We start from the raw sequence: 21510 nt of genomic DNA, 5'->3' as shown, positions 1-21510 counted from the left end.
CCCCGATAGGGGTGAGTCAGGCACAGAGACTGTGACTGACACTCCGCTATCGGGGGCAAGCCCCCTCCCACATTTTGGTTTGTGTAAAGGTTACTGGCGCGCCAGGCGCAGGTTCTGGAACGGCACCGCCTCAGTACTGCGATACGGGTTGATATCCAACCCACCCCGCCGCACATACCGCGCATATACCGTCAACTTCTCCGGCTTCAGCAGGCGCTGCAAGTCCAGGAAGATCCGCTCCACGCACTGCTCATGGAAGTCCGAGTGCTGGCGAAAGCTCACCAGATACTCCAACAGGCTGGCGTGATCCAGCTGTGCGATGTGGGAGGGGGCTTGCCCCCGATAGCAGTGGGTCAGGCACAGAGACTGTGACTGACACTCCGCTATCGGGGGCAAGCCCCCTCCCACATTTTGGTTTGTGTAAAGGTTACTGGCGCGCCAGGCGCAGGTTCTGGAACGGCACCGCCTCAGTACTGCGATACGGGTTGATATCCAACCCACCCCGCCGCACATACCGCGCATATACCGTCAACTTCTCCGGCTTCAGCAGGCGCTGCAGGTCCAGGAAGATCCGCTCCACGCACTGCTCATGGAAGTCCGAGTGCTGGCGAAAGCTCACCAAATACTCCAACAGGCTGGCGTGATCCAGCTGTGCGCCGCGGTATTGCACGGCCACGCTGCCCCAGTCGGGCTGGCTGGTGACCGGGCAGTTGGATTTGAGCAGGTGGCTGTACACGCTCTCCTCGACAATGCGCGAGTCATCGCAACGCAGCAGTTCCGGACGCGGATGTTCGTAGTTGCTGACGCTGATATCCAGGTCATCGATGCACACTCCCGGCAACGCCACCACGCCTTCGGCTTCAACCTCGGCCAGGCTGCGCACGCGCACGCCCACCGGCTTGCCGGCAGCAGCGCTGAGGTCGGTGCGCAACGTCGCCTCCAGACTTTGCGTATCGGCAAACACGGTCTGGTTCAGCGAGTTGAGGTACAGCTTGAAGGACTTGGACTCGATGATATTCGGCGAGTCGGCCGCAATGCTGAATTCACCGATGGCCACCACCGGCTTGCCCGAAGGCAGCAGCCAGGACAGTTCGAAGCAGTTCCAGAAATCCACGCCCGTGTACGGCAGGGTCTCGGCGCTCAGGCCCAGCTCGGCCCATTTCGCGGCGCGCGGAATCGGGAACAGCAACGAAGGGGTGTAGGTGGAGATGTATTCACTGGACTTGCCCAGCGGCGAATGTTCGGCTGCGGGATGCATGGCGGAAACCTGGCTAAATTAACCCCACCAGTCTACCAGCCTTTGCCCCCGCCTCTAACAACCGCCGCATCGACACCGTCAGTTGCCGCAGCGGCTCAATCGACGTTGATCTTGCCAACCATGCCCGCCTGGTAGTGCCCGGGAATATTGCAGGCAAACTCCAACCCGGTGGCTTTGCTGAAGGTCCAGGTCAACTCAGCGGTTTTACCCGGTTCGACCAGAACACTGTTGGGGTCATCGTGCTTCATCCCGCCCATATTGCCCATATTGCCCATATTGCCCATATTGCTCATATCGCCGTGGCCCATGGCGCCGTGGTCCATCTTGCCCATGCCGGTGGCGTTCAGCATGCCGCTGGCCTGCATCTGCATCATTTGCTTCTGATGCTCCGCATGCATGGCCGCATCGCCCAGGTTGAACTCATGGAGCAACTGGCCTTTGTTGACCAGCACAAAGCGCACGGTCTCACCGGCCTTTACGTCCAGGGACTTGGGCGAAAAGGACATATCCTGCAGCACCACTTCCACGGTGCGCGTGGCCTTATCGGCAGATGCCGGCTGGCCGAACGCATAGGTGTGGGCCGTGCCGGCCATTGCTCCGACACTCAACGCCAACAGGCAGCCCGCCAACAACAAGGGGGTACGCAATGCCATCTCAATTCTCCAAAGGTGTGGGATCAGTCTGAGGACCACTCTAAGATTGCAGCGCTGCCAGCCAGCTGACTGCTAGATTACAACTTTGTCAGGTTGCGCCCCTCCCCTGGCCACCACGGTATAAAGCCTGACGTGACCCGCCGCCAAGAGCTGCCCATGAAACTGCTGATCGTCGAAGACCAACCCAAAACCGGCCATTACCTGCGCCAAGGCCTGACCGAAGCCGGTTTTACCACCGAGCTGGTGGCCGACGGCACCAGCGGCCAGCACTTGGCGCTGACCGGCGATTACGACCTGCTGATCCTCGATGTGATGCTGCCCGGTCGCAATGGTTGGCAGATCCTACAGGCCGTGCGCAGCGCCGGCCTCGACGTCCCGGTGCTGTTTCTCACCGCCCGCGACGCAGTGGAAGACCGCGTACACGGCCTGGAACTGGGCGCCGACGATTATCTGGTCAAGCCGTTCGCCTTCTCCGAACTGCTTGCGCGGGTGCGTAGCCTGTTGCGCCGTGGCAGCAGCGCACCGCAGGAAACCACCCTGCAACTGGCCGACCTGCGCCTGGACCTGATCCGTCGCCGCGTCGAGCGCGACGGCCAGCGCATCGACCTCACCGCCAAGGAGTTCGCCCTGCTCGAACTGCTGCTGCGGCGCCAGGGCGAAGTATTGCCCAAGTCGCTGATCGCGTCCCAGGTGTGGGACATGAACTTTGACAGCGACACCAACATCATCGAAGTGGCGATCCGCCGCCTACGCCTGAAAATCGACGACAACTTCCCCAATAAACTCATCCACACCGTGCGCGGCATGGGTTATGTGCTGGAGGAACGATGCAGTTGATCAAGCGACTGTCCCTGGCCAGCCGCCTGGCCCTGTTGTTTGCGGCCTGCACCGCGGTGGTCTCGTTGCTCGCCGGCGTGCTGTTCAACCGGGCCAGCGAGGCGCATTTTGTCGAGCTGGACCAGCAACTGCTCGAAAGCAAACTGGTGGCGCTGCGCAGCACCTTGCAGGGCGTCGACTCACCGCAGCTATTCGCCCAGCGCGAAGCGCAACTGCGTGCCGAGCTCAATCGCCAGCCCGACCTCGCAGTACGCATCACCGCCGCCGGCCAGCGCTGGTTTGACGGCGCGCCGACCATTGCCCTGCCCGAGTCGCCCGGCCTGCACAGCCTGCAAAACGCCGGCATCGACTACCGCGTGTACAACGCGCCGCTAAGGCCGGGCCAACCCGACTCGCCGCAACTGAGCCTGATGCTCGACATCACCCACCATCAGCACTTCCTGCAACGCATGCAGCATTTGATCTGGCTCACGGTCAGCCTCTCAGCCCTGGCCACCGCGCTGCTCGGCGCCTGGGCGGCGCGCAGCGGGCTGCGACCGTTGCGGCGCATGGGCGAAGTGGCCGCCAGCGTGTCGGCCCACTCCCTGACCCAGCGTTTGCCCGAGCAGGGCATGCCGGTGGAACTGGCGGAACTGGCCCAGGCCTTCAACGCCATGCTGGGCCGACTGGACGACGCGTTCCAGCGCCTCTCGGCGTTCTCCGCCGATATCGCCCACGAACTGCGCACGCCCCTGTCGAACCTGTTGACCCACACCCAAGTCATCCTCACCCAGCCGCGCCCGCTGGAGGATTACCGCGAGGCGCTGCACAGCAATCTGGAAGAGTTACAGTGGATGGCGCAACTGGTGAACGACATGTTGTACCTGGCCAAGGCCGATCACGGGCTGTTGGCGCCCACGCGCGAACCGTTGAGGCTCGCGGATGAAGTGGACGCGCTGCTGGAGTTCTTCGTCTTGCTGGCGGAAGACGCGCACGTCAGCCTGGTGCGCGAGGGTATGGCTCACACAACCGGCGATCGCGGCATGTTGCGCCGGGCATTGTCGAACCTGCTGGATAACGCGCTGCGCTTTACACCCGCGGGCGGCGAAGTGCGGGTGCGTCTGGCGCAGGGCGCACAAGGCGTGACGCTGACAGTGGAGAACAGCGGCGAAGGCATTCCGGCGGAGGTGTTACCGCGGTTGTTCGACCGCTTCTACCGGGCCGACCCGGCACGGCATGAAGGCAGCAGTGAACACGCGGGGCTGGGGCTGGCGATTACCCAGTCGATTGTGCGAACGCATGGCGGGCGGATTTATTGCGAGTCTGAGCCGGGGTGGACGCGGTTTGTGATCGAGTTGCCAGGGGGGGTTGATGCAAGCTGTGCCGGCGCTATCGGGAGCAAGCTCCCTCCCACATTTTGAATGTATTCACAGATCAAAATGTGGGAGGGGCTTGCTCCCGATAGCGGTCTTAAATCCTACGAATACCTGAGGGCATGCGCCGGCTCGATCTTCGCCGCCCGATACGCCGGGTAAACCGTGGCCAAAAAGCTCAACACAAACCCGGCCGAGCAGATCAGCAGCACATCCCCACCCTGCAATTGCGAGGGCAGGTTGCTGACGAAGTACACGTCCGAACTGAAGATATGCTGCCCGCTCACGCGCTCCAGCCAACCCACCAGCTCACTGACGTTGAGCGCCGCAATCACGCCCAGCACACCGCCGATCAGGGTGCCGATGATACCGATCACCGTGCCCTGCACCATGAAGATCGCCATGATCTGCCGTGGCGTGGCGCCGATGGTCCGCAGGATCGCGATGTCCGCGCCCTTGTCGTTCACCACCATGATCAACGTGGCAATGATGTTGAACGCCGCCACCGCGACGATCATCAGCAACAGCAGGCCGATCATGGTTTTTTCCATCTTCATCGCGCTGAACAGGCTGCCCTGGGTGTGGGTCCAGTCATCCGCCTTGTAGGCCGCACCGAGGCTGGCGGCGATGTCCGCCGAGACCTTGGGCGCCGCGTACAAGTCCTTCACCGCCAGGCGCACGCTCTGCACCTGGTTCGGCTGCCAATGCTGAATTTCTGCGGCGTCGGCCATATGGATCAACGCCATCGAACCGTCCAGCTCGGCGCCGACCTTGAAGATACCGACCACGTTCAATCGCTGCATGCGCGGGGTGATGCCACCCGGCGCGCTGCTGATTTCCGGGACGATCAGGGTCAGCTTGTCGCCCACGTTCAGGCGAAAGCGCCGCGCGGTGATTTCACCGACCACCACGCCGAACTCGCCGGGTTTCAAGTCTTCCAGTTTGCCCTGGACGATATGCTGGGCCACGATCGACACCTTGCCTTCCTGGGCCGGGTCGACGCCGCTGATCTCGATCGGCTGCATCGCGCCCTTGTAGGAGAACATACCGTCCATCTGCGTGAACGGTACTGCGGCGGTCACTTCGGGATTCTTCATCGCGGCCGCGGCCACCGGCTGCCAGTTGTCGATCGGGTTCACGCCGACGATGGTGGCGTGAGGCACCATGCCGAGGATGCGCGAGCTCATTTCGCGTTGAAAGCCATTCATCACCGACAACACCACGATCATCGCCAGCACGCCCAGGGCGAGGCCGATCATCGAGGTCATCGAGATAAACGAAACAAAACGGTTGCGGCGCTTGGCGCGGGTATAGCGCGTGCCGATGAAAATCGATAACGGTCTGAACATTCGCTTGCACCGCCTGAAAAAATGAAAAAACCCGGCGTCATGCACCGGGCTTGAAACAGGTCAGATGGCGACCAGATGACCTTCCTGCAGGTGCAGTACGCGGTCCATCTGCCGGGCCATGCTCATGTCATGGGTCACCACCAGGAACGCGGTACGCATCTGGGTGCTCAGTTCGAGCATCAAGTCCTTGATGCCCTGGGCGGTGTGGGAATCGAGGTTGCCGGTCGGCTCGTCGAGCATCACCAGGCCCGGGTTGTTCACCAGGGCGCGGGCAATCGCCACACGCTGGCGCTCACCGCCGGACAATTCGGCCGGTTTGTGCTCCAGGCGATGGCCGAGGCCAACGCGCTCCAGCAAAGCCTTGGCACGCTGGCGCGCCTCTGGGATCGCGGTCTTGCCGATCAGCAGCGGCATGCACACGTTTTCCAGGGCGGTGAACTCCGGCAACAGGTGGTGGAACTGGTACACGAAACCCAACGAACGGTTGCGCAGTTGGCCGCGGGCCTTTTCGCCGAGGGCCGAGAGTTCTTCGCCGGCCAGCCACACGCTGCCCTGGGACGGCGTATCAAGGCCGCCCAACAGGTTGAGCAAGGTACTTTTGCCGGAACCGGAACTGCCGACGATCGCCACGCGCTCGCCGGGGTGCAGCTCAAGTTGCAGGTTGGACAACACCACCACCGATTCCGGACCTTCCTCGTAGGACTTGCCCAGGTTGCGGCAGCTCAGGATTGCTTTTTCACTCATGCCCGATTCACTCATAACGTAAGGCCTGTGCTGGCTGGGTACGTGCCGCGCGCCAGGCTGGATACAGGGTGGCAAGGAAACTCAGGACCAACGCAGCGCCGCCCACCATCAGCACGTCCTGGGCCTGAACCTGGGACGGCAAGTAATCGATGAAATAGACGTCGGCATTGAGAAACTTGTGGCCGATCAGGGTTTCGAGGCCGGCGATGGCAGCGCTGACGTTGAGCGCAGCCAGAATGCCCAGCGCGGTGCCGATCAAGGTGCCGACCACGCCGATCACCGTGCCCTGCACCATGAAGATCGCCATGATCTGCCCCGGCGTGGCGCCCAGGGTACGCAGGATGGCGATGTCGCCCTTCTTGTCGTTCACCACCATCACCAGGGTGGAGATGATGTTGAAGGCCGCGACGGCGACGATCAGCAGCAACAGCAGGCCGATCATGGCTTTTTCCATGCGGATGGCCTGGTACAGGTTGCCGTGGGTACGGGTCCAGTCGCGGGCGTAGTACTGGCTTTCACCCAGGTGCTGGGCGATTTCCCAGGCGCCGCGCGGGGCGTCGAACAAATCGTTGAACTTCAGGCGCAGGCCCTGCACCTGGTCCGGCTTCCAGCGATGCAGACGCGCCAGGTCGGTGAGGTTGGTCAGGCCGAGGTAGCCGTCGATCTCGCCAGCGCCGACGTGGAAGGTGCCGACCACGGTAAAGCGCTTCATGCGCGGGAACATGCCGGCCGGGGTCACGGTGACTTCCGGGGCGACGAAGGTCAGCTTGTCGCCGATGCCCACGCCGAGCTTGGCCGCGGCCTTGTCGCCGATGACGATACCGAAGCTGCCGGGCGCCAGGTCGTCGAGTTTGCCCTGCAGCATGAACTTGTCGATGATCGAGACCTTGCGCTCCTGGACCGGGTCGATGGCATTGAGCAGGATTTTCTGCACCTTGCCGTCATGGGTCAGCAACCCTTGCATCTGGGTGAACGGCGCCACGGCCACGACCTTGGGGTTCTGCTTGACCTTGTCGGCCAGGCTTTGCCAGTCGCTGATCGGTTCACCCGACTCGATGGTCGCGTGGGGCACCATGCCCAGCACGCGGGTACGCATCTCATGATCGAAGCCGTTCATCACCGACAACACCACGATCATCACGACCACGCCAAGGGCGAGACCGATCATCGAGGTCAAGGAAATGAACGACACAAAATGATTGCGACGCTTTGCACGGGTATAACGCGTGCCAATAAATACGAAGAGAGGTCTGAACATGTCGGGGCTTGTTCGGAGGAAAAGAAGACGTCCCGGTGGCGGGGTCTGGTAAGCAGCTTTACACTCAGACCATTACCGCTACTTTGGGTTCGCCATGTCGACATTAGATGAAGAAGAACGCCGCGAATACTACCGTATCGACGACATGATCGCACTTCAAATCAAAAGCCTGTCCGCCCCCGAAGCGGCGAGCAAGGAAGTGTTGCTGGATGATTCGCCGCTATTCAATCTACTCAGTGAACTGCACCTGAGCGAATTCGAAGCCCAACACCTGTTGCGCCAGCTCAGCGAGAAAGATCGCAGCCTGGCCGCCCTCCTCCGAATCCAGAACAAACGCCTGGATCTGCTCAGCCAGATCATGGCGCGCGGCCTGCTGGATGAAGTCGGCGCACCGCAGCCGGTGATCATTTCCGAAGGCGGCATCGACTTCCAGCACCCGACGCCCCTGGCACTCGATGCCCACCTGGCGGTCAAGCTGGTGCTGATGCCCCAGGCGCTGGGCCTGCTGTTACGGGCGCGGGTCACCCATTGCGATGCCAAGGGCGGCGCTTTTGCCATTGGCACGGAATTCGAATCGATGACCGACGCCCAACGCCAACTGCTGGCGCGCTACATCCTGCAGAAACAGGCGCAGCAACGGCGCCTGGCGCGGGAACAGAGCGACGCCAAAGACACCTGAATTCGTATTCACCCCGCCAGACGACCTGGCGCAAAGGAGCAACTGTGACCCTGATCTACGGCCACCGCGGTGCCAAAGGCGAAGCACCAGAAAACACCCTGACCAGCTTCCAGCAGTGCCTCAAGCACGGTGTACGCCGTTGCGAATTGGATTTGCACCTGTCCATGGACGGCGAACTGATGGTCATCCACGACCCGACCCTCAAGCGCACCGCCGACCGGCGCGGCAAAGTCGTCGAGTATTCGGCGGCAGACCTGGTGAAGATGGACGCCCGCAAAGGCGGCCCCGGCTGGATCAACCCCTGCCCGATCCCGCGCCTGGAAGAACTGTTTGAAAAGTGCGACTTCGATCACTGGCAACTGGAAGTCAAAAGCGCCTCGCGCACCCGCGCCGCGACCACCGTGCTGGCGATCCGGGAAATGGCCGTGCGTTTCGGCCTCATGGACAAGGTCACAGTGACCTCAAGCTCACGGGAAGTATTGAAAGCGGCAGTGGAACTCACCCCGGACCTGTCGCGCGGGCTGGTGGCCGAATACGCCTGGCTCGACCCGCTGAAGGTCGCGCAAAACTATGGCTGTGAGTTTCTGGCGTTGAACTGGACGTTGTGTACCCCCGAGCGTCTGGAAAAAGCCCAGCGCCAGGGATTGCACGTGTCGGTGTGGACAGTCAACGAACCTGCGCTGATGCGCAGGCTCGCCGACTTCGGCGTAGATAGCCTGATTACAGACTTTCCCGGTTTGGCCACTGCCACGCTCGAGAATTACTGAAATCGGTCTCCCCGGCCGGCTCAGGCCACCGGCCGGAGCCGCTCAAAAAAGCCGGTTGAGGCCGTCGTAGGCCGCGACCCGATAGGCTTCCGCCATGGTCGGGTAGTTGAACGTGGTGTTGACGAAATACTTGAGGGTATTTTGCTCGCCCGGCTGGTTCATGATGGCCTGGCCGATGTGGACGATCTCCGAAGCCTGGTAGCCGAAGCAATGCACGCCGAGGACTTCCAGGGTTTCACGGTGGAACAGAATCTTCAGCATGCCTTGCGGCTCGCCGGCGATCTGCGCACGCGCCATGCTCTTGAAGAACGCCTTGCCCACTTCGTAAGGCACCTTGGCCTTGGTCAGTTCGTGTTCGTTCTTACCGATCGAGCTGATCTCCGGAATCGTGTAGATCCCGGTCGGCACGTCGTTCACATAGCGCCAGCTGCCATTGTCGACAATGCTGCCGGCGGCCGAACGGCCCTGGTCATGGGCGGCGCTGGCCAGGCTTGGCCAGCCGATCACGTCGCCGGCACCGTAGATATTCGACACGCAGGTGCGATAGTTCTCGTCCACTTCGATCTGGCCACGGTTGTTGACCTTGACCCCGACATTTTCCATGCCCAGCTTGTCGGTGTTGCCGGTACGACCGTTGCACCACAGCAAGGCGTCGGCCTTGATCTTCTTGCCGGACTTGAGGTGCAGGATCACACCGTTGTCCAGGCCTTCGACGCGCTCGTACTCTTCGTTGTGGCGCACGGTGATGTTGTTGTTGCTGAAGTGATAACTCAACGCCTGGGAAATTTCCGAGTCGAGGAAGCTCAGCAACTGGTCACGGTTGTCCACCAGCTCTACCAGCACCCCCAGGCCGCTGAAGATCGAGGCGTATTCGCAGCCGATCACGCCGGCGCCATAGATGATCAGTTTGCGCGGGGTATGGCCCAGGCTGAGGATGGTGTCGCTATCGTAGATACGCGGGTGGAGGAAATCGATATCCACCGGGCGATACGGGCGCGACCCGGTAGCGATGATGATGTGCTTGGCCACCAGCTTCTCGACCACGCCGTTGGAGCAGACCACTTCGACGGTTTGCTCGTCGGCGAAGCTGCCGGTGCCGAAGAACAGGTCGACACGGTTACGGGCGTAATAGCCGGTCCGCGACGCCACCTGCTTGGCGATGACTTTTTCCGCACTTTTGAGCACGTCCGGGAACGAAAACCAACGCGGCTCGCCAATGGCCCGGAACATCGGATTGGTATTGAACTGCATGATCTGGCGCACTGAGTGACGCAAGGCCTTGGACGGGATGGTGCCCAGGTGGGTGCAGTTTCCGCCGACCTGGCGACGGCTATCGACCATTGCCACCTTGCGCCCTGCCTTCGCGGCGTTCATCGCCGCACCTTCTCCAGCCGGGCCGGAACCCAGTACTACCACGTCGTAGTTGTAGACAGCCATGCGTACTCCTCAGAACAGGCCAGGCGCGCGGTTTGACGCCTGGCTAAATCATGCCGCGGCCAGCGGTCATGAAGGACAATTTGGCTCAAGTGTGTGAACCGGGGCACAGTCTATATAAGGCTCAACGCCGCGCACATTAACCCTTGGTCGCGTCGTAGGCCAGTTTTGCCTTTACTACACAGCGTGGATTACGGTTTCACAGCGGTCATCTGTTCGAACGCCTGATTACTGCGCGTGACAAAAACATCCCCCTCGCGCTGCACAAAAAACGCGGCGATCTGGTGCTGTTCGGCGTAATCCCAGCCTTGCTCCGGCCCAAGAATCAACAGCAACGTCGACAACCCATCGGCCATCAGCGCCGACGGGTGCAACACTGTCACCGATGCCAGTTGATGGGTAATCGGCGCGCCGGTCCGCGCATCCAGGGTGTGGGAATAGCGCCGACCACCCTGCTGGAAATAATTACGATAGTCACCCGATGTGGACACACCAAAGCCGTCTACGCGGATGATTTTTTCGGCGACCTGTTGGTCATCGCGAGGCTCTTCCAGCGCGACGCGCCAGGGCGAACCATCCGGTTTGTGGCCGGCAGCCTTGAGTTCGCCGGTGGCTTCGGCGAGGTAGTGATGGATACCCAAGCCGCTCAACAGCTCGGCGATACGATCCACCGCGTAACCGGCAGCAATGCTGTTGAAGTCGACCTCGACGGCGGCGTCCTTGCACAGCTGTTCGCCGTCGATGCGCAGATGCTGGTGACCGACCCGTTGACGCACCTCGGCCAGCGTCGCGGCGTCCGGCACCTTGAGTTGCCGGGCCTGGGGCCCGAACCCCCACAGGTTCAGCAGCGGCTCCACCGTCAGGTCGAACGCACCCGCGCTGGCCTGGGACAGTTGCTCGCCGGTACGCACCAGTTGCAGCACCGGCGCAGGCATCGGCTGACAGCTATTGGCCGGCAGATTGTTGAAACGCTCGATATCCGAGTCGCTGCGGTAGGTCGACATCTGTCGGTCGACATCCCCCAGGATTTTTTCCACCTGGCGCTGCAGCTCTTTCGGCGTAGGTGCCGTCGAGCTTCTGACATACTGGATCGAATAGGTGCTGCCCATGGTCGGCCCCCCAAACTGCTCCAGCGTATCGCCGCCACAGCCGGCCAGCGCCGCAAAACCGCACACCATCGCTATCTGTCGCAGATTGCCCATAAACCTGATCGCCGTCGAAAAGTGAATTAACCCGCAGGCACACACCCTGGCAGGACCGCCCATTATGCGGCATGCCGTTATCTGTTTATGGCCGATGTTCGCACTCCCGGCGCTCACCAATGAGGCGGATCGTCTCACCTTGGCCGGCCACAGTTGACGGCGTATCGCCTGAAAAAATGCATGCCCCTGTGGGCGCGGGCTTGCGCGCGATGCCTCCCAGACACCCGAAACCCACAGGCAGAAAAAAGCCCCGAACCAGTCGGGGCTTTTTCATTCAACCTGGACGCTTAGCGCGGGAATGCAGGCGGGTTGACCCCAGCCATGTCTTCCATCACGCGAACGACCTGGCAGCTGTAGCCGAACTCGTTGTCGTACCACACGTACAGCACAACACGGTTGTCCTGGGTAATGGTCGCTTCCGCGTCCACCACACCGGCGTGGCGCGAGCCAACGAAGTCGGTGGAGACCACTTCCTGGGAGTTGACGAAGTCGATTTGCTTATGCAGATCGGAGTGCAGCGCCATGTAGCGCAGGTACTCGTTCATCTCGTCGCGGGTAGCGGCTTTCTCAAGGTTCAGGTTGAGAATGGCCATCGACACGTTAGGCGTCGGCACGCGGATCGCGTTACCGGTCAGCTTGCCGGCCAGCTCAGGCAGGGCCTTGGCGGCAGCGGTGGCGGCACCGGTCTCGGTGATCACCATGTTCAGCGCGGCGCTGCGACCACGGCGATTGCCCTTGTGGAAGTTGTCGATCAGGTTCTGGTCGTTGGTGTACGAGTGAACGGTTTCGACGTGGCCGTTGATGATGCCGAACTTGTCATTGACTGCCTTCAGCACCGGCACGATGGCGTTGGTGGTGCAGGAAGCGGCGGACACGATCTTGTCGTCAGCGGTGATTTCCGTGTGGTTGATGCCGTGAACGATGTTCTTCAGCTTGCCTTTGCCAGGCGCGGTCAGGACAACGCGGGCAACGCCCGGGCAGGTCAGGTGCTGGCCCAGGCCTTCGGCGTCGCGCCATACGCCGGTGTTATCCACCAGCAGGGCGTCCTTGATGCCGTACTGGGTGTAATCCACCTCGGTCGGGTTCTTCGCGTAGATCACCTGGATCAGGTTACCGTTGGCGGTGATGGTGTTGTTTTCTTCGTCGATGACGATGGTGCCGTTGAACGGACCGTGTACCGAGTCGCGACGCAAGAGGCTCGCGCGCTTGGCCAGGTCGTTCTCGGCGCCCTTGCGTACCACGATGGCGCGCAGGCGCAGGCCGTCGCCGCCACCGGTTTTACCGATCAGGATGCGTGCCAGCAGGCGGCCGATACGACCGAAGCCGTAGAGCACAACGTCAGTGCCTTTACGGGCGGAGGCGTTCTGCTTGCCGACCACGTCGGCCATTTCTTCACGCACGAATTGCTCGACGGAACGGCCGTTGGCTTCAGCGCGGAACTTGGCGGCCAACTTGCCCAGGTCTACCGAAGCCGCGCCGAGCTTGAGCTCGCTCATGGCTTTGAGCAGAGGGAATGTTTCGTGGACGGAGAGTTCGCTGTCGTTGGTCGAACGATGGCGAGCAAAGCGATGCGCCTTGAGAATCGCGATGACTGACTGGTTGATCAGACTGCGGCCATAGATCGAGCTCACCACATTGTTATTGCGGTACAGCTGACCGATAAGCGGGATCATCGCTTCAGCGAGTGCTTCACGGTCGATCCATTCACCAAGACACTGGTCGGGCTTCTGAGTCACGGGAACCTTCCACATGTAGGGGCTGAAAAAAGGGGCTACATTATGCCGCCCGGCCGCCCCCGGAGCAATGCGCGTCCTACAACAAAAAGCGCTTACCCAAAAAAGCCACCTCGCTGCAGCCCAGTAAATACGCGGGTTCCAGAAGGCCACTAGTGGAGCGGGCAGCACGACTTGTCCGTAACCCTCCGAAAACTATATGCATTTTGGCACTACATATTGAGTCAAAACGCGCCATTGTTTGTCTTAGCCACCACATTTCCCGCAAACCGTAATAGGCTCAGTCAGCAACTGACAGGCGGCACCTCGGGCCGTTACAATTACCGACTTTGTCGCAACGCTTGGAGCTCAACCTTCCGTGCCCGTTCTGCGTCTACCGCAACTCCCTGCCGCGGCAGGTAAACAGCACTGGGGCAATTTGCCCGGTGCCGCCCTGAGCCTGGCCATCGCCGAGGCTGCCAGCGCAGCCAAGCGCTTTACCCTGCTGCTTACCGCCGACAGCCAAAGCGCCGAACGGCTGGAGCAGGAGCTGAGCTTCTTCGCCCCCGATTTGCCGGTGCTGCATTTTCCCGACTGGGAAACCCTGCCCTACGACCTGTTCTCGCCGCACCAGGACATCATTTCCCAGCGCATCGCCAGCCTGTACCGCCTGCCTGAACTGGTCCACGGCGTGCTGGTGGTGCCGATCACCACGGCGCTGCACCGCCTGGCGCCGACCAAGTTCCTGCTGGGCAGCAGCCTGGTGCTGGATATCGGCCAGAAGCTCGACGTGGAGCAAATGCGTACACGCCTGGAAGCCAGCGGCTACCGCTGCGTCGACACGGTGTACGAGCACGGTGAATTCGCGGTGCGCGGTGCGCTGATCGACCTGTTCCCGATGGGCAGCAAGTTGCCGTACCGCATCGACCTGTTCGATGACGAAATCGAGACCCTGCGCACCTTCGATCCGGAAAACCAGCGCTCCATCGACAAAGTCGAGTCGATCAAACTGCTGCCGGCGCGGGAATTCCCGCTGCAGAAAGACGCGGTGACGCGTTTCAAGGCGCGCTTTCGCGAACGCTTCGACGTCGACTTCCGCCGCTGCCCGATCTTCCAGGACTTGAGCAGCGGGATTCCCCCCGCCGGTATCGAGTACTACCTGCCGCTGTTCTTCGACGAAACCTCCACCCTGTTCGACTACCTGCCCCAGGACACCCAGGTGTTCTCGCTGCCGGGCATCGAGCAGGCGGCGGAAAACTTCTGGAGCGACGTGCGCAACCGCTATGAAGAGCGTCGCGTCGATCCGTCCCGTCCTTTATTACCGCCCGCCGAACTGTTCCTGCCGGTGGAAGACTGCTTCGCCCGCCTGAAAAACTGGCCGCGCGTGGTCGCCAGCCAAGAGGATGTGGACGCAGGCAGCGGCCGCACGCGCTTCCCCGCGCAAAACCTGCCGAACCTGGCGATTGAAGCCAAGGCCAGCCAGCCGCTCGAAGCGCTGTCCAACTTCCTCGGCGATTTCGCCGGGCGCGTGTTGTTTACCGCCGAATCGGCCGGGCGCCGCGAAGTGCTGCTGGAGCTGCTGGAACGCCTGAAGCTGCGCCCGAAAACCGTCGACAGCTGGCCGGACTTCGTCGCCGGCAAAGAGCGCCTGGCGATCACCATTGCGCCGCTGGATGAAGGCCTGTTGCTGGACGATCCGGCCCTGGCGCTGATCGCCGAAAGCCCACTGTTCGGGCAACGGGTGATGCAGCGCCGTCGCCGCGAAAAACGCGCCGACGCCAACAACGACGCGGTGATCAAAAACCTCACCGAACTGCGCGAAGGCGCGCCGGTGGTGCATATCGACCACGGCGTCGGCCGCTACCTGGGCCTGCAAACGCTGGAAATCGACAACCAGGCCGCCGAATTCCTCACCATGGAATACGCCGAAGGCGCCAAGCTGTATGTGCCGGTGGCCAACCTGCACCTGATCGCCCGCTACACCGGCAGCGACGACGCTCTGGCGCCGTTGCACCGCCTGGGTTCCGAGACCTGGCAGAAAGCCAAGCGCAAGGCCGCCGAACAGGTGCGCGACGTCGCCGCCGAGCTGCTCGACATCTATGCCCGTCGCGCCGCCCGCGAGGGTTATGCGTTCGCCGACCCGAAAGCCGACTACGCCACCTTCAGCGCCGGCTTCGCCTTCGAAGAAACCCCGGACCAGCAAACCACCATCGAAGCCGTGCGCGCCGACATGCTCGCGCCCAAGCCGATGGACCGCCTGGTGTGCGGCGACGTGGGCTTCGGCAAGACCGAAGTGGCGATGCGCGCAGCCTTCATCGCGGTGCATGGCGGCAAGCAAGTGGCGATCCTGGTGCCGACTACCCTGCTCGCCCAGCAGCACTACAACAGCTTTCGCGACCGCTTTGCCGACTGGCCGGTGACCGTGGAAGTGATGAGCCGTTTCAAATCCGCCAAGGAAGTGAACGCCGCCGTCGCCGACCTGGCGGAGGGCAAGATCGACATCGTGATCGGCACCCACAAGCTGCTGTCGGACGATGTGAAGATCAAGAACCTGGGCCTGGTGATCATCGACGAAGAACACCGCTTCGGGGTGCGTCAGAAAGAACAGCTCAAGGCCCTGCGCAGCGAAGTCGACATTCTGACCCTCACCGCCACGCCGATTCCGCGCACGCTGAACATGGCGGTGTCGGGCATGCGCGACCTGTCGATCATCGCCACGCCACCGGCGCGGCGCCTGTCGGTACGCACCTTCGTGATGGAGCAGAACAACAGCACGGTCAAGGAAGCGCTGCTGCGCGAATTGCTGCGCGGCGGGCAGGTGTATTACCTGCACAACGATGTGAAAACCATCGAGAAATGCGCCGCCGACCTCGCCGCACTGGTGCCGGAAGCACGCATCGCCATCGGCCACGGGCAAATGCGCGAGCGCGACCTCGAACAGGTGATGAGCGACTTCTACCACAAGCGCTTCAACGTGCTGATCGCCTCGACCATCATCGAGACCGGCATCGACGTGCCGAGCGCCAACACCATCATCATCGAGCGCGCCGACAAGTTCGGCCTGGCACAACTGCATCAACTGCGCGGCCGCGTCGGACGCAGTCACCACCAGGCCTACGCCTACCTGCTGACGCCACCGCGCCAGCAAATCACCGGCGATGCGGAAAAACGCCTGGAAGCCATCGCCAACACCCAGGACCTGGGCGCCGGCTTTGTGCTGGCCACCAACGACCTGGAAATCCGTGGCGCCGGCGAACTGCTCGGCGACGGCCAGAGCGGGCAGATCCAGGCCGTGGGCTTCACCTTATATATGGAGATGCTCGAACGCGCGGTGAAAGCCATCCGCAAGGGCGAGCAACCGAACCTCGACCAACCCCTGGGCGGCGGTCCGGAGATCAACCTGCGCTTGCCGGCATTGATCCCCGAAGACTACCTGCCGGATGTCCACGCGCGACTGATCCTGTACAAGCGCATCGCCTCGGCCACCGATGAAGAAGGCCTCAAGGACCTGCAGGTGGAGATGATCGATCGCTTCGGCCTGTTGCCGGAACCGACCAAGAACCTGGTGCGCCTGACCCTGCTCAAACTGCAGGCCGAGCAACTGGGGATCAAGAAGGTCGACGCCGGGCCGCAGGGCGGGCGCATCGAGTTCGAAGCGCAGACGCCGGTGGACCCGTTGGTGCTGATCAAGCTGATCCAGGGCCAGCCCAACCGGTACAAGTTCGAAGGGGCTACGCTGTTCAAGTTCATGGTGCCGATGGAACGTGCCGAAGAACGCTTCAATACCTTGGAGGCGCTGTTTGAGCGCCTCATCCCGAAATCTGTTTGAAGGACGCCCCAATGCGCGTGTTTCGCATTCTGAGCTTGTTATTAGTGGTACTCGCACCTTCGGCGTTTGCCGACAGCCTGTACCAAGTGGAAATGGTCCTGGTGCGCCAGAACGCGGAGCCGGTGATCAACAGCCGCGCCGCGCCGGAAGACTGGGATGCCGGCGCCGAGCGCCTGGGCGACAGAAGCAGCCCGGCGCGCCTGGGCACGATCGTCGAAAAACTCCGCGCAGACGCCAACTACACGGTGCTGGCGCACAAGGCCTGGGAACAGAACCTCGGTGAGCAGCCGGTAAAAATCGCGATCACCGACGGCCGGGAGCAGTTCGGTCAGTTTCCCCTCGAGGGTGTGCTGAGCCTGCAACTGGGGCGCTTTACCGATATCGACGCGGACTTCTGGATCAACCAGTTCGACGGCAACGGCAGCGTCATCGCCAGCGAGCATCTGGCGCAGAAAGACGTGCGGACCAAGAACAACCAGCTCAACTACCTGGATGGCGGCCACCTGGCGCTGCTGATCAAGATCACTTCGTTGACCGCCAAACAGCCCAGCGCACCGCCCGTCGACTTTCAGGACTGATCCAGCGCCATGCCCCTGACGTCGCCGCTCACCAAGCCCCTGGCCCCTTCGTGGGCCAATCGCTTCAAAGAACAAAGCCTGGAGCGCGGGCGGCGCTATGCCTTGGAGAACCGGGTACGCATCGTCGAGTCGGGCGACAGCACCATCATCGCCAGTTGCGAAGGCTCGGGCAGCAACGTCTACCGGCAGACCATCTCGTTGCGCGAATCGGCCAAGGGCACGCTGATCCTGGTGGACAGCCGCTGCACCTGCCCGGTACACACCAACTGCAAACACATCGCGGCGGTGCTGCTCAAGGTCCAGGAAACCCTGGCCTACCCGGCGGCGGCCCAGGACGCCGAACTGCTGGAAAAACTCCAGGCCGTGCTGGACAACCGCGTGGTGCTGCCGCAAGTGGTGATGGATGACGTGCTGCCCGTGCCGCGCCTATGGCTGGCCAGTGTCGCGTTCAGCGCGTTCGAGCCGCGCAACGGCAAGATGCAGCGCTATATCCAGCACCGTGCGGCGCTGTCGTTCAACTATCTGGGCAACTACGTCAGCGGGCAAAAGAACGCCGACATCATCGTCCGCCAGGAAACCCAGAGCCTGCGGATCAAGCGGCACCCCGAGCTGGAACAGCGCTATCGCGAACAACTGCGCCTGCTCGGTTTCAAGATCGCCACGCGCCAGAGCAAAGCGTTGCCGGAAAGTGCCGGCGAACTGTTCGAGATGATCAATGACAGCGCCTGGCTGAACTTCACCCTCAACGCATCGCCGACACTGCGGGCCGAAGGTTGGGAGTTGCAGATCGACGACGACTTCGGCTTCGACCTGAGCCCGGTGGACGACTGGTATGCCACCGTCGACGAAGGGCCGGAGCGCGACTGGTTCGACCTGGAACTGGGGATCATCGTCAACGGCGAACGCCTGAGCCTGCTGCCGATCCTGCTCAACCTGATGCGTTCGCACACCGAAATCCTCAACCCGGAAAAACTCGCACGCCGCCGCGATGACGAGCTGATCCTGGTCAACATCCCCGGCCTGCCCAACGGTGGCCACGGCCCGCTGCAAGTGGCGCTGCCCTACGGCCGTCTGAAACCCGTCCTGGCCACCCTCGGCGAGTTCTACCTGCAGGAACCCGGCACCACCACGCTGCGCCTGGCCAAGGCCGACGCGATCCGCCTCAACCCGCTGGAAGACCTGCCGCTGCAATGGGAAGGCGGCGAGAAGATCCGCACCTTCGCCCAGCGCCTGCGCGACATCAAGGATTTCACCTGCGTCGCGCCCGAAGGCTTGAACGCGACCTTGCGCCCCTATCAGCTGGAGGGCTTGAGCTGGATGCAGTCACTGCGCCAGCTGGAAGTGGGCGGCATTCTTGCGGACGACATGGGCCTGGGCAAAACCTTACAGACCTTGGCGCATATTCTCAGCGAGAAGATCGCCGGGCGCCTGGACCGCCCGTGCATGGTGGTGATGCCTACCAGCCTGATCCCCAACTGGCTCGACGAGGCCGCGCACTTCACGCCGCAACTCAAGGTCCTGGCGCTGTATGGCGCCACCCGCAAAAAGCACTTCGCAAACCTGCAGGACTACGACCTGCTGCTGACCACGTATGCGTTGCTGCCCAAAGACATCGAGCAACTCGCCGCCCTGCCCTTGCATGTGCTGATCCTCGACGAAGCGCAGTACATCAAGAACCCTTCGAGCAAGGCGGCCCAGGCGGCGCGTGAGCTGAACGCACGGCAGCGCCTGTGCCTGAGCGGCACCCCGCTGGAAAACCACCTGGGCGAGCTGTGGTCGCTGTTCCACTTCCTGTTGCCGGGCTGGTTGGGCGACGTGAAAAGCTTCAACCGCGACTACCGCGTGCCGATTGAAAAACGCGCCAGCGATGTGCGATTGCAGCACCTGAACGGTCGGATCAAACCGTTCCTGCTGCGCCGTACCAAGGAACAGGTGGCGACGGAATTACCGCCGAAAACCGAGATCATCCACTGGGTCGAGCTCAATGAAGCCCAGCGCGACGTGTACGAAACCATGCGCCTGGCCATGGACAAAAAAGTCCGCGATGAGATCACCCGCAAAGGCGTGGCGCGCAGCCAGATCATCATTCTTGAAGCGCTGCTCAAGCTGCGCCAGGTGTGCTGCGATTTGCGCCTGGTCAACGATGCCACCCTGCCAACGCGCGGCAGCAGCTCGGGCAAGCTCGACAGCTTGATGGAAATGCTCGAAGAGCTGTTTGCCGAAGGCCGCCGGATTCTGTTGTTCTCCCAGTTCACCTCGATGCTGAGCCTGATTGAACTCGAGCTGAAAAAACGCGGTGTCGCCTACGCGCTGCTGACCGGCCAGACCCGCGATCGGCGCACGCCGGTGAAAGACTTCCAGAGCGGCAAGCTGCAGATCTTTCTGATCAGCCTGAAGGCAGGTGGCGTAGGACTCAACCTGACCGAAGCCGACACTGTGATCCACTATGACCCGTGGTGGAACCCGGCCACGGAAAACCAGGCCACCGACCGTGCGTATCGCATCGGCCAGGAGAAGCCGGTGTTCGTCTACAAGATGATTGCACGGGGCACGGTGGAGGAGAAAATCCAGCACCTGCAGAAAGAAAAGTCCGACCTTGCAGCGGGCGTGCTGGACGGGCGGACCACCGGGGATTGGCAGCTGGGCAACGAAGAGATCGAGGCGCTGTTTGCGCCGCTGCCCAACAAACAAGAAAAACGCTGACGGTTAGATCGCCCTCGCGGGCCAGCGCGCCGCCACATTCGACCGCACTTCGACAGAATGTACGCAATCAAGTGTAGGAGCGGGCTTACCCGCGATAGGCGCGCCGCCGTTTCAATCGATCAACTGCGCATCCCGCAACGCGCCGAGCGCCACCAGCCAACGCGGGTCTTGCTTATACTCCGTCGACGCAACCGCCTGCCCACGCATCCGTGCGATCCGCGCCGATGGCGTGACCTTCATCCGCTGGGCCGCGCTCAGCGCCAGTTCGGCAGCCGCCCGATCGTTGCACACCAGGCCCATGTCGCACCCCGCCGTCAGTGCGGCTTCAATTCGGCTGGCCGCATCCCCAACCACGTGGGCACCAGCCATGGACAGGTCGTCGCTGAAAATCACCCCGTCAAATTGCAATTCGCCGCGCAGGATGTCCTGCAACCAGCGGCGCGAGAAACCGGCCGGCTGGGCGTCGACTTGCGGGTAAATGACGTGGGCTGGCATCACCGCAGCCAATTGCCGGCTCAGGCGTGCGAAAGGTACCAGGTCATTGGCGCGAATCTGTTCCAGGCTGCGTTCGTCATTGGGAATCGCAACGTGGGAATCGGCCTCAGCCCACCCGTGCCCCGGGAAGTGCTTGCCGGTGGCGGCCATGCCGGCGCTGTTCATGCCGCGGATAAACGCCCCGGCAAGCACCGCGGCGCGCTCGGGGTTGCCCTCGAAGGAACGGCTGCCGACCACGGCGCTGCGCTGGTAGTCCAGGTCCAGCACGGGGGCGAAGCTCAGGTCCAGGCCGACGGCCAGGACTTCAGTGGCCATGATCCAGCCACACTGTTCGGCGAGGTATTCGGCGTTAGGGTGATCCGCCAGCGCGCGCATGGCCGGCAGGCGCACAAAACCCTGGCGCAGGCGCTGCACGCGACCGCCCTCCTGGTCGACCGCCAGCAGCAGGTCCGGGCGCACGACACGAATCGCCGCGCTCAATTCCCGCACCTGGCGCGGATGCTCGATATTGCGCGCAAAAATGATCAGCCCGCCCACCTCAGGCTGGCGCAACAGGTGGCGATCCTCGGCCGTCAGCCAGGTACCGGCAACGTCGACCATCAAAGAACCTTGCAGGGCAGCAGTCATAAACCTTCCTTAAATAACGCACACAACCCATTG

General features: G+C 62.2%; 16 protein-coding genes and 1 pseudogene. 7 read left to right on the top strand and 10 right to left on the bottom strand.

Features of this window, described 5'->3' with window-relative positions:
* Window positions 1-90: 90 nt before the first annotated feature.
* From NR164_RS28580 to NR164_RS28570, 3 genes and pseudogenes are all read right to left on the bottom strand, one after another.
* Window positions 91-312: pseudogene (locus tag NR164_RS28580) on the bottom strand (NADPH-dependent 7-cyano-7-deazaguanine reductase QueF); the annotation flags it as partial.
* Window positions 313-427: 115 nt separating this feature from the next.
* A complete protein-coding gene (gene queF, locus NR164_RS28575; RefSeq protein WP_046490437.1) occupies window positions 428-1258 on the bottom strand; it encodes an NADPH-dependent 7-cyano-7-deazaguanine reductase QueF in 831 nt (276 codons plus the stop codon).
* A 95-nt stretch (window positions 1259-1353) separates the two neighbouring features.
* Entirely contained in the window at window positions 1354-1911 is a 558-nt protein-coding gene (locus NR164_RS28570) for a plastocyanin/azurin family copper-binding protein (protein ID WP_256823567.1), read from the bottom strand.
* A 156-nt stretch (window positions 1912-2067) separates the two neighbouring features.
* Between NR164_RS28570 and NR164_RS28565 the strand changes: the two genes are divergently transcribed.
* The gene (locus tag NR164_RS28565; protein WP_046384314.1) at window positions 2068-2748 is read left to right on the top strand and encodes a heavy metal response regulator transcription factor; all 681 of its coding nucleotides are present in this window, start codon (window positions 2068-2070) and stop codon (window positions 2746-2748) included.
* Window positions 2745-4148, top strand: coding sequence for a heavy metal sensor histidine kinase (locus NR164_RS28560; protein WP_256823568.1), 1404 nt, complete (start codon window positions 2745-2747; stop codon window positions 4146-4148). The genes NR164_RS28565 and NR164_RS28560 overlap by 4 nt, the downstream gene beginning before the upstream one ends.
* A gap of 56 nt (window positions 4149-4204) precedes the next feature.
* On the opposite strand, the gene NR164_RS28555 is transcribed toward NR164_RS28560, so the two are convergent.
* The 3 genes from NR164_RS28555 to NR164_RS28545 are packed head-to-tail and all read right to left on the bottom strand — an operon-like array spanning window position 4205 to window position 7451.
* Window positions 4205-5449: a lipoprotein-releasing ABC transporter permease subunit gene (locus NR164_RS28555; protein WP_046384315.1), complete on the bottom strand. Its 1245-nt coding sequence runs from the start codon at window positions 5447-5449 to the stop codon at window positions 4205-4207.
* Between the two features lie 60 nt (window positions 5450-5509).
* Window positions 5510-6193, bottom strand: a complete 684-nt coding sequence (gene lolD, locus NR164_RS28550; RefSeq protein WP_017477213.1) for a lipoprotein-releasing ABC transporter ATP-binding protein LolD — start codon at window positions 6191-6193, stop codon at window positions 5510-5512.
* A gap of 7 nt (window positions 6194-6200) precedes the next feature.
* A complete protein-coding gene (locus tag NR164_RS28545; protein WP_026140246.1) occupies window positions 6201-7451 on the bottom strand; it encodes a lipoprotein-releasing ABC transporter permease subunit in 1251 nt (416 codons plus the stop codon).
* Window positions 7452-7545: 94 nt separating this feature from the next.
* Between NR164_RS28545 and NR164_RS28540 the strand changes: the two genes are divergently transcribed.
* Entirely contained in the window at window positions 7546-8130 is a 585-nt protein-coding gene (locus NR164_RS28540) for a PilZ domain-containing protein (RefSeq protein WP_046490432.1), read from the top strand.
* A 44-nt stretch (window positions 8131-8174) separates the two neighbouring features.
* A complete protein-coding gene (locus NR164_RS28535; RefSeq protein ID WP_017848786.1) occupies window positions 8175-8897 on the top strand; it encodes a glycerophosphodiester phosphodiesterase in 723 nt (240 codons plus the stop codon).
* Window positions 8898-8939: 42 nt separating this feature from the next.
* On the opposite strand, the gene sthA is transcribed toward NR164_RS28535, so the two are convergent.
* The 3 genes from sthA to NR164_RS28520 all read right to left on the bottom strand — a co-directional run bounded on the left by sthA (window position 8940) and on the right by NR164_RS28520 (window position 13284).
* Entirely contained in the window at window positions 8940-10334 is a 1395-nt protein-coding gene (gene sthA / locus NR164_RS28530) for a Si-specific NAD(P)(+) transhydrogenase (RefSeq protein ID WP_046384317.1), read from the bottom strand.
* A gap of 188 nt (window positions 10335-10522) precedes the next feature.
* On the bottom strand, window positions 10523-11533 hold the full coding sequence (locus tag NR164_RS28525; protein WP_090234783.1) for an FAD:protein FMN transferase: 1011 nt from the start codon (window positions 11531-11533) through the stop codon (window positions 10523-10525).
* 287 nt (window positions 11534-11820) lie between these two features.
* Window positions 11821-13284, bottom strand: a complete 1464-nt coding sequence (locus NR164_RS28520; protein ID WP_046384318.1) for a glyceraldehyde-3-phosphate dehydrogenase — start codon at window positions 13282-13284, stop codon at window positions 11821-11823.
* A gap of 340 nt (window positions 13285-13624) precedes the next feature.
* On the opposite strand from NR164_RS28520, the gene mfd reads away from it, so the two are divergent.
* The 3 genes from mfd to NR164_RS28505 are packed head-to-tail and all read left to right on the top strand — an operon-like array spanning window position 13625 to window position 20355.
* On the top strand, window positions 13625-17074 hold the full coding sequence (gene mfd / locus NR164_RS28515; protein WP_256823566.1) for a transcription-repair coupling factor: 3450 nt from the start codon (window positions 13625-13627) through the stop codon (window positions 17072-17074).
* A gap of 11 nt (window positions 17075-17085) precedes the next feature.
* Entirely contained in the window at window positions 17086-17652 is a 567-nt protein-coding gene (locus NR164_RS28510; RefSeq protein WP_256823565.1) for a CsiV family protein, read from the top strand.
* A 9-nt stretch (window positions 17653-17661) separates the two neighbouring features.
* The gene (locus NR164_RS28505; RefSeq protein ID WP_046384319.1) at window positions 17662-20355 is read left to right on the top strand and encodes a DEAD/DEAH box helicase; all 2694 of its coding nucleotides are present in this window, start codon (window positions 17662-17664) and stop codon (window positions 20353-20355) included.
* Window positions 20356-20466: 111 nt separating this feature from the next.
* Here the strand turns inward: NR164_RS28505 and nagZ are convergent, their stop codons facing one another.
* Window positions 20467-21477 (bottom strand): beta-N-acetylhexosaminidase, encoded by a 1011-nt coding sequence (nagZ, locus tag NR164_RS28500; RefSeq protein WP_256823564.1) that lies wholly within the window; start codon window positions 21475-21477, stop codon window positions 20467-20469.
* Window positions 21478-21510: the final 33 nt, after the last annotated feature.

This window comes from Pseudomonas sp. Pse79 (genome assembly GCF_024519615.1).
GTDB lineage: Bacteria > Pseudomonadota > Gammaproteobacteria > Pseudomonadales > Pseudomonadaceae > Aquipseudomonas > Aquipseudomonas veronii.
This window is presented reverse-complemented; position numbering and strand designations above follow the sequence as displayed.